Consider the following 14378-nt stretch of genomic DNA (forward strand, 5'->3'; position numbering starts at 1 on the left):
CGATGGATGTCGAGTGTGGGGCCTGGGGTTGCGATGCGATGCAACGCCAGGCGTTCCACGAGGTGAATGTGGTCAGGACGTACGTTGCGCAAGCTTGCATGGGCTCGCTGGTCCTGGCGTGCGGGTTGGCTTGCGCGAATACGTCCGGGGCAACGGGAGGGCAGTCGACAGGGGGGGATGTTGTGGCCGTGTCCGGGGCGGATGCCGAGGGCACCGTGGAGTTCGATATCCAGGCTTTGCCGTTGCAGGTGGCGCTGGAGCGCTACAGCAGCTTGACCGGATGGTCGGTCCTCTACCAGGGCGCGTTGGCGCAAGGGAGGACTTCCAGGGCGGTCAAGGGGCGGTTCACCCCGGATGCGGGGCTGCGCATGCTGATCGACGGAACCGGGCTGATGCCCCGGCATTCCGGACCGGATCGGGTCGTGCTGCTGCCCACGGCGTCGGTGCCGGTGCGCAGCGTTGCGCCCGCCCGGACGCCTCCGGCGTACATCGCCTACTACGGCAGCGCGCAAGCGAACCTGCGCCGCAGGTTCTGCCAGGACGCGCGGCTCGCTCCCGGCGACTACCGGGCGGCGATCCAACTGGACATCGGCGGCGACGGCCGCCCGCGGCGCGTGAAGCTGCTCGACACCACCCGCGACCCCTCGCTCGATGCGGCCCTCGTGGAGACGATTTCGGCAACGGCATTCGAGGCCCCACCGGCCGGCATGCCGCAGCCGTTGACCTTGTTGATATTGCCAAAGACGGTCGCGCGTTCGGCGGATTGCCCCGGTGGGCGGAACGCGGCGCCTGTCACGGAGGAGGAAGCGGCTCATGGCTGACGGCATGGCGGACACGGCGGACCTCAGGGACTATCTCCTCGGGGCCTACGACGACCTGAGGGGACGGCTGGCGCGCCGCCTGGGATGCACGGAGCAGGCGAGCGACGCCCTGCAGGACGTCTGGCTGCGCCTGGCCACCCGCCCCGAGCAACGCGGCCTGGAAGCGGTGCGCAACCCGCGCGCCTACCTGCTGCGGATGGCCTTCAACGTGATGGTCGACCGGCAGCGGGCGGACAGCCGGCTGCTCAATGCCGAGGAAATCGATTCGCTGCTGAACCTGGCCGACCCCAATCCCGGCCCGGCCCAGTCGACCGAGGAGCGCCTCGAACTGGAGGCGCTGGCCGGCATCATCGAGCGCATGCCGGCGCGCCGCCGGCAGATCCTGCTCTCCGTGCGCGTGGAGGGCATGCAGCAGCGCGACGTGGCCGAGCGCCTCGGGGTGTCGCTGCGCCTGGTGCAGCGGGAGCTCAAGGCCGCCCAGGAATACATCGCGGCCCGCCTCGGCATTTAGATTTCGTGCGTATTGCACGCGCTCGATCCGTCTACAGTTAGGCGAGACATCGAGCGAACAGGTGGCCCCGGCGTGCCCGGGCGCCGCAGAAGAACCCCATGAACCCATCGGACGAGCGGATCCGTACCGTCAGCCCCCTCGAGCGGGAGGCCTATGCCTGGATCGCCCTGCTTACCTCGGGCCAGGCCACGGCGGCCGACGCCGATGCCCTGAAGGCCTGGTGCGCCATCAGCGAGGAGCACCGGGCGGCGTTCGCCAAGGCGCAACGGCTCTGGCGGCAGATCGGCAGCGCCGGCCAGGACGTGGCCAACTGGAAGCCGCTGGCGGCGCCGGGAGCGGCTCGCGGAAGGGGCGGGCCGCTGTTGCGGCGGCGGGCGTTCATCGGTGGCGCGCTGGCCGCGCCGGCCGCCCTGGTGGCGCTCGCGGCATGGCGTCCGCCGCTGGGGCTGTGGCCATCGCTGGACGAACTGCGCGCCGACTACCGCACGTCCACCGGCGAGCGCCGGCAGGTGCAGCTCGCGGGCCGGGCGGTGGTCGAGATGGACGCCCAGACCAGCCTGCGCGTCGCCGACGGGCCCGTGCAGGCCATGGAACTGGTCGCCGGGCGCGCCGGCGTCCGGTTGTCGGGCGCGCGTCCTTTCACCATCCGTGCGGGCAACGGCTGCGTGGTGCTCGACAGCGACGGCGCGCGCGTGGATGTCTGGCGCAGCGGCGAACGGGTCCAGGTGAGTTGCCTGGCCGGCACGGCGCGCGTCGAGCATGCAGGGCCGCACGTGCTGAACCTGCAGGCACGCCAGCAGGTGGCGTATACGCGCGATGCGATCGGCGGGCTGGTGGCGGTCGACCCGGCGGACGTGGCGGCGTGGCAGCAGGGCGTGCTGGTGTTCCGCCAGGCCGCGCTCGCGCAGGTCGTCGATGAGCTCAACCGCTATCGACCGGGCCGCGTGGTGATCCTCGACGACCAGGTCGCCCGCCAGCCGGTCAGCGGGCGGTTCAGCGTCGACGATCCGGATGCGGTGATCGAACAGCTGCGGCTGGCATTGAACCTGGACGTGCACGCCTATCCCGGCGGCGTCGTTCTGCTGGCGTGAAGGCGCGCGGGACGAACGCCCTCGTTCGTCTTCGCCGCGCGGGATACGTCTCCAATGGATGGCACGTTCCAGTGCGGGCATGGTGTCGCCGCCGAAACCGCCGGCGCGGGCCGCTGCGGTTGCGAAGCGCCGGATAAGGAGGTACCGGTAGTGCGAAAGTCGGAAGTGAGCGCCGTCGATCTCAGGCGCAGCCTGTCGGCGTTCCTGGATTCGGCCTGGCGCGAGCCCTTGCTGGTGACGCGCTACGGCATGCCGTGGGTGTGGATCCTTTCGGACGCGACATGGCGGCAGCAGCACCAGCACCTGCGTTTCTCGCAGGAAGACCACCCGCTGGTGCCGGTGCGCAAGCACGTCGACGAGGTGCTGGAGCAGGAAGTCGCCCTGATGAGGCGCCTGTTCCGTACCAGTCCGCTCGGCACGACGCCCGAGCCGCTGTTCCGCGCCTTGGTCCTGCAGGCGATCTATTCGTTCGGCAGCGTGGCGCTCCTGCACGAGCAGATCGTCCACAACCGCCTGTTCGGCTGGTTCGTCGGCTTCGACAGCGTGCTGCTGGAAAGCTGGAAGCCCGCGCAGTTGGCCGACGGCCTGCGCAACGTGCTCGACGACGAAGGAGCCGTCGATCTGGTGGGACTGTTGCTGCAGGAGCTTCCGATTGGTGACGTGCTGCGCAGTTCCGGTCTCGCGATGGAGGCCGATGCGATGAAGCACTGGCGTTCGCGGCTTCCCTGGTGATGCCGGCGGCGGCGTCGCCGCGTCGTTGCGTGTCGCTCGCGGCCGGCGCGATCCGTCTTCATGGGGAGGGGCCCGGCCGGCGATGGCGGGCCCCATGCCATCACATGGGGCGCAGCGCGTATGGACGAGTTTCCCAGAGTCACGATGCTGGAGATGGATCGCTCGCTGACGCGGATACTGAAGTCGGCCCAGCGCGTTCCCGTTTCGGTATGCCGCTACGGCAAGCCCTGGGTGTGGATCGTCTCGCACGAGACCTGGTTGAACACGGTCCGCGGAGCGAGCCCGGTTCCCGAGCGGCATCCGCTGGCGGCGTTGCGCGCGCATCTCGACGCGCGCATGCAGGAGAACGCCGCATCGCTGCACGCGCTCGCGGGCCAGCAGCAGGGCGATGCGGACGTCGCCGCACGGCTGCGCGCGTTGATCCTGCAGCGCGTCTACGGCATCGAGAGCGCTCGATTCCTGCAGGAGCAGCTCCGCCACAACGCGTTGTTCGAGGGATTCGTCGGCCTGGAGCAGGCCGAGGTGGACCGGCCCGGCTTCGTGGGCGAACTGGCGCGCCTGTCCCGCCATCCCGATGCATGGGCGCTGATCGAGCTCTTGCTCGCGCGCGCGCCGCTGGAGCGGTTCGTCTCCGAACTCGGGCTGGTGCATGCCATCCACATGGAGATCGCGACGCCCCGCGCGCTGCGCGAGGAAGCACCGGAAGGCGGCCGCCGCGCCGAGGTCAGGGCGGCATGAACGCGCCACGATCCGTGCGCGCCTTTCGCGGCCGCGTTCGCAGCGCGTTTTCCAAACCTTTTTTTACCGTTCTGACACACGCACCTGCAAGGATCGCCGAGCGGGTTTTTCTGGCGCACCGAGGACAGTGAGATGGATATCGTCCGTACCAGCATTCCCATGGGCCCCGGCGCGCCGCGGCAACGCGGCTTCAGCCTGATCGAGATCATGGTGGTGGTCGTCATCATCGGCATCCTGGCGGCGCTGATCGTGCCCCGGTTGATGGACCGGCCCGACCAGGCGCGCGCCACGGCGGCGCGCCAGGACATCGCCGCGCTGATGCAGGCGCTCAAGCTGTATCGCCTGGACAACGGCCGCTATCCCACCAAAGAGCAGGGCCTGCAGGCGCTGGTGAACCCGCCGGCCGGCGGTGCGCAGCCTTACCTGGAACGCTTGCCGCCGGACCCCTGGGGCCATCCGTACCAATACTCGAACCCGGGCCAGAACGGCGAGATCGACGTGTTCTCGCTCGGTGCCGATGGCAAGGCCGGCGGGGAGAAGGCGGATGCGGACATCGGTTCCTGGCAGTTGTGATGCGTCGCCTGTCGGTGCAATGACGCCCGGTTCGCGCGCATGCCGCGGGCCGCGTGCCGGCCAGCGCGGCATGGCGGTCGTCGCCGCGCTGATCGTGGTCGCGCTCGTGGCGGTAATCGCCGCCGGCGTGGCGGTGCGGCAGGCCGCGTTCATGCGCATGGTGCAGGGCGACCAGTCGCGGGTACGGGCGCAGTGGCTGGCGCGCGACGGCGTGGCGCAGGCCATGGCCGTGCTGCGCGAGGACGCGGCGCGCAACCCGTTGACGCGGCTGGATGGCGAGTGGGCCAGGCCGCTGCGCGCGGTGCGTCCGACCGATCGCGCCACCGGCGAGGTGGTGCTGCGGATCGAGGACGAGCAGGGCAAGTTCAACCTGCGCAATCTCCTGCGCACGGGAAAAGTGGATGCCGACGAGGTGGCGGCCTTCCTGCGCCTGTGCAGGGAGCTGGGCGTGAAGCAGGACGTCGCGGACCGGATCGTCGGCCGGGTGGTCGCCAGCGTGCCCTTGCAACGCCCGCATGGCGGCGAGGACGCAGGCGATGCCGCGGATCCAGCAGACGTGCCGGTCGCTCTGACCGTGGCGCGGCAACCGCTGCCGCGCACGCTCGACGACCTCGGCACGCTTGCGGGCGTGGACGCGGGCGTGCTGGCGCGGCTGCGCCCGTATGTCACCGTGTTGCCGGAGAACACCTGGATCAACGGCAACACCGCCAGTGCGGAAGTGATCGGCGCCGGCGTTCCCGGGCTGACGCCGGAACGCGCACGCGAAGTGCTGCAGGAACGCGACCGCGGGCGCTGGTTCGTCAACCGCAGCGATTTCGTCAACCGCCTGCGCCTGCGCGACCTGCCGGTGGACGAGTTGCGCGTGACCATCGTGAGCCAGTGGTTCCAGGTATCGGGCACGGTGGCGGTGGATGGCGCGCAGGTGCCGGTACAGGCGCTGGTGCGCCGGAGCGTCCGTGCCGGGCGCGAACCCCAGCTCGTCTGGCTGCGGATGGGCGCATGAGCCGCCGCGCCGCATTGCGCCTGGCATTGCCGCCACTGGCGGCGCTGGCGCCCGGTTCGCGGGTGTGCGGCGCACTGCGCGGCCGCGATGGCAGCTGGGCCGAGGGAGCGTGGTCCTTGGCCGAAGCCGGGCAGCGCTGGCCCGGCGGCCGCGTGCAGGCCGTGCTGCATGCGGACGACCTGATCCTCGTGCGCATCGCCGTGCCGCCCTTGACCGGCGCGCGCCTGCGCGCGGCGGTGCGTAGCGAAGTCGAAGCGCTGATGCTGGACGATCCCGGCGAGGTCGCTTTGGCGCATGGCCCGCGCGGCAGCGACGGGCGCGTATCGGTGGCGTGGGTGTCGCGCACGGCGCTGGCGCGCGCCGCCGGCGTGTTCGCCTCGTGCGGGCTGGTGCTGGACCGGCTCTATCCCACGCCGTTCTTCCTGCCTGCCGCCGGCGACGGGTGGACCGCGCAAAAGGTGGACGCCGGGGTCGTGGTGCGCTGTGGCGAGGACATGGGCTTCGTGCAGCCGGCCGAGGCGATGGACGATGCGACGCTGTCGGTGTTGGTGGCGGCCGTCGAGCGCGAGGCCCCAGCCACCCTGGACTGGATCGGAGCGCCGCCACAGGGCTTGCCCGGGCGCGTTCCGATGCCGGTCCGGTCCATGCCGGCCGGACAGGCATGGTCCGGCCATGCACCCGACTGGTCGCTGCCGGTGCCGGCCACCGCGGCCGTGGCTTCGCCCGGGCGCTGGCGCAAGCCGCTGCTCTGGTGCGCGGCCGCGCTCGTGGTCGGCCTGGGCGGATTGAACCTGTATGCCGCGCGCCTGGCGATGGAAGGCGAGCGGCTGCGCGCGCAGATGGCGCAACAGGTCATGCAGGCGTTCCCTTCGCTGCCGAGCGTGATCGATCCGCTGCAGCAGGCGCGCCGGCAGGTCGCGGCCGAACGCGCCGGCGCCGCCGCAGGCACGACCTTCGCCGCGCTGGCCACGGCGAGCGCCACCGCATTGCCGTTCCTCGCCGGGCAGGTGCAGGAGCTCCGCTACACCCCGGGGCAATTCGTGCTGCGGTCCGTGGAAAGAAGCGATCCCGGTGCACCCAAGGCGACGGAGCCCCCACCCTGGGCGTCGGCGGCGCAGGCGGCCGGCATGCAGGTCGAAGCGACGGACGATGGATGGCGCATTCGCCAGGGCGCGGACGCGTCGCCGGCGCCTGCCGAGGGCAACGAGCCCGGAGGCCAGGCATGAAGTTGCTGCCGGCACTGCATGGAGCGAATGGCGCAGGGCGATCTTCCCTGCGCGATGCGATCGCCCCGTTGCGAACCTACTGGCGCGGCCTGGCCAAGCGGGAGCAGCGGATGCTGCTGGCCGGCGGCCTTGCGGTGGCGCTGGTGACCACGTGGTGGGTGTTGGTCGAGCCGGCGCTGAAGTCGATCGCGTACTGGCAGGAGGAACTGCCGCGGCTGCGCTCCCAGGCCACGGCCCTGGATGGCGTGTTGAAGGAGCGGCAAGTCGCCGTGGACGCGCCTGCGATGCCGGACGCGATCCGGCGCAGCCTCGACGCGAGCGGGCTCGCGGGGCATTACGAACTGGCTCCTTCGCGGGGGCAGGCCGGTTCGCCGATGGCATGGGAGCTGAAGTTCTCGCAGGCGCCGGCCGGGGCGCTGGTCGGTTGGCTGCTGGCGGAACCGCCGCGACTGGCCGCGGCGTTGGCCGACGTGGAACTGGCCCGTGCCGGGACCTCCAACAACGATGGACAAGGCGCGGTGCTCTCCGGGCGGGTTCGCCTGGGCATGGTACCGGCAGGGGAATCGCGGTGATGCGTGGATGGAAGTGGGGCGGGGCGGTCGCGTTGAGCCTGTTCGTCGCGGTCGCATCTTCGGTCGTGGCCAAGGAGCCGGTGGAAGAGATCGACGACCAGGTGCGGCTGAACCTGGTGGATACCGACATCGGCGCGGTGCTGCGCCTGGCGGCGCGCTTCACCGGGCGCCAGTTCCTGATCGATCCGCGCGTGAAGGGGCAGCTGACGCTGGTGTCGGACGGTTCCGTCTCCTACGACAAGGCCTACGAACTGCTGCTGGGCGCGCTGCGCCTGCAGGGCTATACGGTGGTGGACGTGGACGGCGTCAGCCGCGTGCTGCCGCAGGCCGACGCCAAGCTGCACGGCGGCCCGGTCGGAAGCGCGAAGGGGCCCGGCGGCGAGATCGTCACCCGCACGTTCCAGCTGAACTACGAGAACGCCGCCAACTTGGTGCCGGTGCTGCGGCCGATGATCGCGCCGGACAATCCCATCACCGCCTATCCCGGCAACAACACGCTGGTCATCACCGATTACGCGGACAACCTCGACCGGATCGCGCGGGTCATCGCCAGCATCGACACGCCGGTATCGCTGGATACCGAGGTGGTCAAGCTGCGCCATGGCATCGCCGTGGACGTGGCGGCGCTGGCCGCGCAACTGCTCGACTCGCAGCAGGGCAACGATCCGACCCAACGCATCCTGGTGGTGGCCGACCCGCGTTCCAACAGTGTGGTGGTGCGCGCGAGCAGCCCGGCGCGCACGCGCCTGGCGCGCGAGTTGATCGGCAAGCTGGACGAGGCCCAGACCGACCCCGGCAACCTGCAGGTGGTGTACCTGCGCAACGCACAGGCGGTGCACCTGGCCGGCGTGCTGCGCGGCCTGCTGACCGGCCAGAGCGACGCACCGGCCGCCGGCACCGATCCGGTACGCGAAGCGCTGGGCGCCAACGGCGCCATCTCGGGCAACAGCGGTTCCGGGTCGTCCAGCGCCAACGCCACCAACAACGGCAACGCCGGCAACACGGGCAGCGGCCTGCGCGGCGGCACGCAACCCTCGACCACCGCGAGCGGCGCCACGCCGTCGGGAACCGGCCAGACCGACACCGCGTTCTCCGCCGGCGGCGTCACCGTGCAGGCGGACGCCACCACCAACACGCTGATCATCTCCGCGCCGGAGCCGATGTACCGCAGCCTGCGCAAGGTGATCGACCAGCTCGACCAGCGCCGTGCGCAGGTACTGGTCGAGAGCCTGATCGTGGAGGTCACCGAGAACGACACCGGCCGGCTCGGCATCCAGTGGCTGACCGGCAACGGCCGCACCTTCGGCGGCGCCAACTTCGGCGGCAGCGGGATCAACAAGAACGGCGCCACCACGATCGACGTGCTGCCGGAAGGCTTCAACATCGGCGTGCTCGACGGCACCATCAGGCTGCCGGGCATCGGCGAGGTGCTGAACCTGAAGGTGCTCGCCAACGCGCTGCAGAGCCGCAACGGCGCCAACATCCTGTCCACGCCCAACCTGATGACGCTCGACAACGAACCGGCCAGCATCATGGTCGGGCAGACGGTGCCCTTCGTCACCGGCCGCTACGTCACCAACAGCGGCGACGGCAGCAGCAATCCGTTCCAGACCATCGAGCGCGAGGACGTGGGCCTCAAGCTCAACATCCGCCCGCAGATCTCCGAGGGCGGCACGGTCAAGCTGGACATCTACCAGGAGGTCAGCAGCATCGACCAGCAACTGTCCAGCGACAGCGGCGTCGTCACCAACAAGCGCGCGCTGGATACCAGCGTGCTGCTGGACGACGGGCAGATCATGGTGCTGGGCGGGTTGCTGCAGGACAACGTCAGCAGCGGCCGCGACGCGGTGCCGGGGCTGGGCCGCCTGCCATTGCTGGGGGGACTGTTCCGCAGCGAGAACCGCAACCGGGTCAAGACCAACCTGATGATTTTCCTGCGCCCGCACGTGGTGCGCGATACCCAGGCGGGACGCAGCCTCACGCTGGACCGCTACGAGTTCATGCGCCAGGTGCAAGGACGCGCGCAGCCGGGCAAGCATTGGCTGCTGCCGGAAATGCAGGCGCCCTTGCTGCCGCCCTCGGGCGTCCCCGTCGCGGCGGCGCACGACCTGCGTGCGCAGCCCCGCGCGACGGGCGCGTTGGCCACGGCGGCGACCGCGAGTGGCGAACCGGCGCCGCAGGTCACCGGCGACCTGCAGGCGCTGTATGGCGCGGACGGCGCCATGCAGGTCGTGCAGTTCGCATCCGCGCCCGATCGCGAACAGGCCGACCGGATCGCACGGCAGGCCCAGGCCGGCGGCGTGCAGGCCTATGCGGCGGCGGCGCCCGATGGCCGGCGCTACTGGTTGCGTACGCAGGTCGCGCGCGATCCCGCCAGGCTGGATGCCACCGTGGCGCTGTTGCGGCGCATGGGTTACCGGCCCGAGCTGGTCATGGAGCCCTGAACCATGGAACCGGAGCTGACGGCGCGTCCTGCCCCCGGGCTCGTGCCGGCCGAAGGCGCGGGCGAGGGCGCTATCGCCGCCGCACCGGCGTTGCAGATGCTGCCCTACGCCTGGGCGAAGGCGCAGCGCGCCTTGCTGCGTTCCACCGCCGGCGGCCCGGAACTGCTCGTCGGTGCCGCGACCTCGGGCTGGGCCATCGCCGAGGTGCGGCGCAGGGTGGGAACCTTGCGCACGCTGCGGATCGACGATGCCGAACTGGAGCGGCTCATCGCCGCCGCGTACGCCGATGCCGGCGACGCCGCCTCGGTGGTGGTGGCGGCCGAGAACGAGGCCGACCTCGACCGCCTGATGCAGGACATCCCGGAGATCACCGACCTGCTCGAAGCGCAGGACGACGCACCGGTGATCCGCATGATCAACGCGCTGCTGGCGCAGGCCGCGCGCGACGGCGCCAGCGACCTGCACATCGAACCGTTCGAGACCCGCTCGGTGGTGCGCTATCGCGTGGACGGCACCTTGCGCGAGGTGGTGCATCCGCGCAAGGCGCTGCATGCGGCCTTGATCTCGCGCATCAAGATCATGGCGCACCTGGACATCGCCGAGAAACGCCTGCCGCAGGACGGGCGGATCACGCTGCGGGTCGGCGGGCGCCCGATCGACGTGCGCGTCTCCACCGTGCCGACCGGCCATGGCGAGCGCGCGGTGCTGCGCCTGCTCGAGAAGGACGCCGGCCGCCTGCAGCTGGAGCGCCTGGGCATGGCGTCGGAGACGCTGGCGCGCTTCACTTCGCTGATCCGGCAGCCGCACGGCATCGTGCTGGTCACCGGCCCGACCGGCAGCGGCAAGACCACCACGCTCTACGCCGCGCTGGGCCAGCTGGATACGGCGACGACCAACGTGCTCACCGCCGAGGACCCGATCGAGTACGACTTCCCCGGCATCGGCCAGATCCAGGTCAACGCACGCATCGGCATGACCTTCGCGGCCGCGCTGCGCGCGATCCTGCGCCAGGACCCGGACACGATCATGATCGGCGAGATCCGCGACCTGGAGACGGCGCAGATCGCGGTGCAGTCCTCGCTGACCGGCCACAGCGTGCTGGCGTCGCTGCACACCAACGACGCCGTCTCGGCGGTCACCCGCCTGACCGACATGGGCGTGGAGCCGTTCCTGCTGGCGTCCTCGCTGCTGGGCGTGCTGGCGCAGCGCCTGGTCCGGCGGCTGTGCCCGGATTGCAAGCGGCCGGAGCTGCTCGCGGACGGCCGCACCGTCCATCGCGCGGTGGGTTGCGCGGCCTGCGGCCATACCGGCTATCGCGGCCGTACCGGCATCCACGAGCTGTTCGTGGTGGACGACGAGGTGCGGCGCCTGATCCACGAAGGCCGCGGCGAGCAGGCCCTGCGCGCCGCGGCGATGCAGGCCGGGATGCGCAGCATGCGCGAGGACGGGGCGCGCTGGATCGCGGCCGGCATCACCTCGCCGGAAGAGATCCTGCGGGTGACCGGCGACGGCTGAACGGAGGCGGGGGAAGGACATGCCGACATTCCAGTACGAAGCCGCCGACGCGACCGGCAGGATCGAGCGCGGCGCGATCGAGGCCGACGGGCAGCGCGCCGCGCGCGCGCGCCTGCGCGAGCGCGGCCTCACCGCGCTCAGCGTGGCCGAGGCACGCGCGCGCAATGTCGGCACCGGAATGCTCGGGCCGCGCCTGTCCAGCAGCGAACTGGCCTGGGCCACGCGCCAGCTGGCCAGCCTGCTGGCCGCGCGCCTGCCGCTGGAGGCGGCGCTGACCGCGACCCTGGAGCAGGCCGGGCGCCGGCACCTGGTCCAGGTGCTGACCGCCGTGCGCGCGGAGGTGCGCGCCGGCCAGCGCCTGGCCGATGCGCTGGCGATGCAGCCGCGCGATTTCCCCGGGATCTATCGCGCCCTGATCGGCGCCGGCGAGGACTCCGGCGACATGGCGCGGGTGATGGAGCGGCTGGCCGACTACATCGAGGAGCGCAACGCCCTGCAGGCCAAGGTCACGACCGCCTTCGTCTACCCCGCGGTGGTCACGCTGGTCTCGGTCGGCATCGTCGTCTTCCTGCTCAGCTACGTGGTGCCGCAGGTCGCCACCGCCTTCACCCAGGCCCGGCAGGCGTTGCCGCTGCTGACGCGCGCGATGCTGGCCGCGAGCGCCTTCGTGCGGGAGTGGGGCTGGGCGGCGCTGTTGGCCATGGCCGCCATGGTAGGTGCGTGGCGGTTCTCGCTGCGCGCGCCGTCCCGGCGGCTGGCCTGGGATGGCGTGTTGCTGCGGATGCCGCTGCTCGGGAAGTTCGTGCTCGGCGTGAACACAGCACGCTTCGCCTCCACCCTGGCGATCCTCGTGGATGCGGGCGTGCCGCTGCTGCGCGCGCTGGACGCCGCGCGGCAGACGCTCGGCAACGAGCGCCTGCGTGCCTGCGTAGCGGACGCCACCGCGCGCGTGCGCGAGGGCGTGCCGCTGGGCGCGGCCCTGCAGGCGCAGGCGATCTTCCCGCCGGTATTGACCCACCTGACCGCCAGCGGCGAGAAGACCGGTGCGCTCGCGCCCATGCTCGATCGCGCCGCACAGACGGTCTCGCGCGAGATCGAACGGCGCGCCATGGCGTTCACCTCGCTGCTGGAACCGCTGATGATCCTCGGCATGGGCGGCGTGGTGCTGTTGATCGTGCTGGCCGTGCTGTTGCCGATCATGGAAATGAACCAGCTCGTCCAATGAGGTCCGCGCTGCGGGCACGACGAGCGCCGTCGCGCGTCTGCATGCGCGAACGCGCGGACCAGGGACTCGGTGCAACGCCGTCGTTCCCGCGAAGGTTGGAACCCAGCGACTTCTGCTCCTGGAAAGCCAGGACATCGGGTTCCGCCTCGCCGGGACGACAAGGGACATCAACCAGCGCTGCGCCCTCGGCAATCCTGGCGATGCTTGCGTATCCCGCTCTCGCCCAGCGCTGAGTCCAACAAGTACGCGCGTCATATTTTCCCGGAAATTTCCAGACATTCTTTAGCCGAACCGTCATGTGCATGCACGGCGGAATGAGCGTTTTCGCTGGTGTTCGAGAGGTTGATGCTTCCAGGCCATGTCGCCGGGCATGGATTTTCGAAAAAGGAATCGAGAGTTCCAAACAACGCGGCCGCACTCCAAACAATTTTTTGCCTTGCTGTCATCCGGGCGGCCGAGCATGGGCCCGTCGTCGACAGAGCATGTCGGGAGGAGATCGGCGACGGGGCAACCCTTTTTCCTCTCTCACGCGGTTTCGACTTTCACGTAGAACCAATCGGAGATGATCATGTTCAAGCACAACAAGCGGATGGCCGCCGCGCTGGCCCTGGGCCTGCTGTCGGTGGCGGGCGTCGCCTCGGCTCAGGTCACCGTGCAGGGTGGCGGCGCTTCGCTGCCGGCCGACCTGTACAAGGGCCAGTCGGACAGCATCCTGCCGTCCAACTTCACCTATGCGGTGACCGGCAGCGGCACCGGCAAGTCGGCGTTCCTGACCAACAACATCACGCTGTTTGTCCCGAACGGGACCGGTGGCGTGCACTTCGCCGGCAGCGACTCGGTGCTCAGCGCAACCGAGCTCAGCACCTACAACCAGCAGTACAACAGCCAGGACGGCAGCGCCGCCACCATCGCCAACTACGGCAACCTGGTCCAGATCCCGTCCGTGGCCACCTCGGTCACCGTCCCGTTCAACAAGGCCGGCAGCGCCCTGGACCTGAGCGTGACGGCGATCTGCGGCATCTTCTCCGGCAAATTCACCAACTGGAGCCAGGTGCCGAACTCCGGCCGTACCGGCGACATCACGGTGGTCTACCGTGGCGAGAGCAGCGGCACCAGCGAGCTGTTCACCCGCTTCCTGACGGCGGCCTGCTCCGCTTCGGATGTTTCTGGTACCGCGCTCAAGTCTAAGACCTATCCGGATGGTGTCACGGTCGGTCCTGGCTTCACTGTGCAGTCGACCTTCCGCAACCTGTTCGTCAACAATACCGCGCCGTCCAACTTCATCTTCTCGTCGACCGCTGGCGGGACGGCCGTCTACAACCTGGTCTACGCGGGCGACGGCCGCATCGGCTACGTCGGCCCCGACGTGATCCCGGACGTCACCGACGCGACCAAGGTCGCCAAGGTCAAGGGCTTCTCGCCGAACGAAGTGAACGTGCAGGCCACGCTCGACACCGTTGCTCCGCCGACCGGCGCCGCCGCGGCCGATCCGGCCAACTGGGTCCCGACCTTCGGCAACCCGTCCGCGGGGTATCCGATCGCCGGCTACACCAACTTCATCATTGGCCAGTGCTATGCCAATTCGACGGTGGCCAGCAATCTGTTGACCTTCCTGCGTCGCCACTACGGTTCGACCATCAACAACGATAACGCCATTCGTAACCATGGCTTCATCCCGCTGACCGCGACCTGGAAGAGCGCCATCCGTGCCCGTTTCACCGACGCGGGTGCTGCCCAGCTGATCGGCGACACCGCCAACGGCTGCGCTGGCGTCCCGGGCCGTCCGCTCTGATCGCACTAGCAGGACGTCGCTAATCGGGCCAGGGATGGCCTGTCATCCAGCCGGCAGTGGCCATCGGTCGCTGCTGGCTTTCTTGTGCAAGAAGGCAACGGAAACGGAGATGCACGGGAGGCCTCGGGCGTGTCG

Annotated in this window: 13 protein-coding genes; all 13 read left to right on the forward strand. The window is 70.2% G+C overall.

Features of this window, described 5'->3' with window-relative positions; all coding sequences use genetic code 11:
- Positions 1 to 215 precede the first annotated feature (215 nt).
- The 13 genes from M3M27_RS08595 to M3M27_RS08655 all read left to right on the forward strand — a co-directional run bounded on the left by M3M27_RS08595 (position 216) and on the right by M3M27_RS08655 (position 14243).
- On the forward strand, positions 216 to 821 hold the full coding sequence (locus M3M27_RS08595) for a TonB-dependent outer membrane receptor (protein ID WP_434027785.1): 606 nt from the start codon (positions 216 to 218) through the stop codon (positions 819 to 821).
- Complete coding sequence (locus M3M27_RS08600; protein WP_140718670.1) at positions 814 to 1332, forward strand: RNA polymerase sigma factor; 519 nt, start codon at positions 814 to 816, stop codon at positions 1330 to 1332. Before M3M27_RS08595 ends, M3M27_RS08600 begins: the two co-directional genes overlap by 8 nt.
- Positions 1333 to 1430: 98 nt before the next feature.
- Positions 1431 to 2423 carry a FecR family protein gene (locus M3M27_RS08605; RefSeq protein WP_434027786.1) on the forward strand — a complete coding sequence of 331 codons (993 nt, stop codon included), beginning with the start codon at positions 1431 to 1433 and terminating at the stop codon, positions 2421 to 2423.
- 165 nt (positions 2424 to 2588) lie between these two features.
- Complete coding sequence (locus M3M27_RS08610; RefSeq protein ID WP_140718668.1) at positions 2589 to 3155, forward strand: transposase; 567 nt, start codon at positions 2589 to 2591, stop codon at positions 3153 to 3155.
- A 153-nt stretch (positions 3156 to 3308) separates the two neighbouring features.
- A complete protein-coding gene (locus M3M27_RS08615) occupies positions 3309 to 3893 on the forward strand; it encodes a transposase (protein WP_434027787.1) in 585 nt (194 codons plus the stop codon).
- A 132-nt stretch (positions 3894 to 4025) separates the two neighbouring features.
- Positions 4026 to 4466, forward strand: coding sequence for a type II secretion system major pseudopilin GspG (gspG, locus tag M3M27_RS08620; protein WP_434027788.1), 441 nt, complete (start codon positions 4026 to 4028; stop codon positions 4464 to 4466).
- A 70-nt stretch (positions 4467 to 4536) separates the two neighbouring features.
- Complete coding sequence (gspK, locus tag M3M27_RS08625; RefSeq protein ID WP_434027789.1) at positions 4537 to 5469, forward strand: type II secretion system minor pseudopilin GspK; 933 nt, start codon at positions 4537 to 4539, stop codon at positions 5467 to 5469.
- Complete coding sequence (gene gspL, locus M3M27_RS08630) at positions 5466 to 6695, forward strand: type II secretion system protein GspL (RefSeq protein WP_434027791.1); 1230 nt, start codon at positions 5466 to 5468, stop codon at positions 6693 to 6695. Before gspK ends, gspL begins: the two co-directional genes overlap by 4 nt.
- Entirely contained in the window at positions 6692 to 7267 is a 576-nt protein-coding gene (gene gspM / locus M3M27_RS08635; RefSeq protein ID WP_434027792.1) for a type II secretion system protein GspM, read from the forward strand. The genes gspL and gspM overlap by 4 nt, the downstream gene beginning before the upstream one ends.
- Positions 7267 to 9711 (forward strand): type II secretion system secretin GspD, encoded by a 2445-nt coding sequence (gene gspD / locus M3M27_RS08640; RefSeq protein ID WP_434027793.1) that lies wholly within the window; start codon positions 7267 to 7269, stop codon positions 9709 to 9711. Before gspM ends, gspD begins: the two co-directional genes overlap by 1 nt.
- A 96-nt stretch (positions 9712 to 9807) precedes the next feature.
- On the forward strand, positions 9808 to 11226 hold the full coding sequence (gene gspE / locus M3M27_RS08645) for a type II secretion system ATPase GspE (protein ID WP_434027983.1): 1419 nt from the start codon (positions 9808 to 9810) through the stop codon (positions 11224 to 11226).
- Between the two features lie 19 nt (positions 11227 to 11245).
- Positions 11246 to 12451, forward strand: a complete 1206-nt coding sequence (gene gspF / locus M3M27_RS08650; RefSeq protein ID WP_434027794.1) for a type II secretion system inner membrane protein GspF — start codon at positions 11246 to 11248, stop codon at positions 12449 to 12451.
- Positions 12452 to 13019: 568 nt separating this feature from the next.
- Positions 13020 to 14243, forward strand: a complete 1224-nt coding sequence (locus tag M3M27_RS08655) for a substrate-binding domain-containing protein (RefSeq protein WP_434027795.1) — start codon at positions 13020 to 13022, stop codon at positions 14241 to 14243.
- Positions 14244 to 14378: the final 135 nt, after the last annotated feature.

Origin of the sequence: Xanthomonas boreopolis (assembly GCF_046529185.1) — a bacterium.
Classification (GTDB): Bacteria; Pseudomonadota; Gammaproteobacteria; order Xanthomonadales; family Xanthomonadaceae; genus Pseudomonas_S; species Pseudomonas_S boreopolis.

Excerpts from the sequence above, each read along its gene's own strand:
- gspG (WP_434027788.1), top strand. The coding sequence starts at position 4,026 with ATGGATATCGTCCGTACCAGCATTCCCATGGGCCCCGGCGCGCCGCGG.
- M3M27_RS08600 (WP_140718670.1), top strand. The coding sequence starts at position 814 with ATGGCTGACGGCATGGCGGACACGGCGGACCTCAGGGACTATCTCCTC.
- M3M27_RS08615 (WP_434027787.1), top strand. The coding sequence starts at position 3,309 with ATGGATCGCTCGCTGACGCGGATACTGAAGTCGGCCCAGCGCGTTCCC.
- gspK (WP_434027789.1), top strand. The coding sequence starts at position 4,537 with ATGGCGGTCGTCGCCGCGCTGATCGTGGTCGCGCTCGTGGCGGTAATC.
- gspL (WP_434027791.1), top strand. The coding sequence starts at position 5,466 with ATGAGCCGCCGCGCCGCATTGCGCCTGGCATTGCCGCCACTGGCGGCG.
- gspM (WP_434027792.1), top strand. The coding sequence starts at position 6,692 with ATGAAGTTGCTGCCGGCACTGCATGGAGCGAATGGCGCAGGGCGATCT.
- M3M27_RS08655 (WP_434027795.1), top strand. The coding sequence starts at position 13,020 with ATGTTCAAGCACAACAAGCGGATGGCCGCCGCGCTGGCCCTGGGCCTG.
- gspD (WP_434027793.1), top strand. The coding sequence starts at position 7,267 with ATGCGTGGATGGAAGTGGGGCGGGGCGGTCGCGTTGAGCCTGTTCGTC.
- M3M27_RS08605 (WP_434027786.1), top strand. The coding sequence starts at position 1,431 with ATGAACCCATCGGACGAGCGGATCCGTACCGTCAGCCCCCTCGAGCGG.
- gspE (WP_434027983.1), top strand. The coding sequence starts at position 9,808 with ATGCTGCCCTACGCCTGGGCGAAGGCGCAGCGCGCCTTGCTGCGTTCC.
- gspF (WP_434027794.1), top strand. The coding sequence starts at position 11,246 with ATGCCGACATTCCAGTACGAAGCCGCCGACGCGACCGGCAGGATCGAG.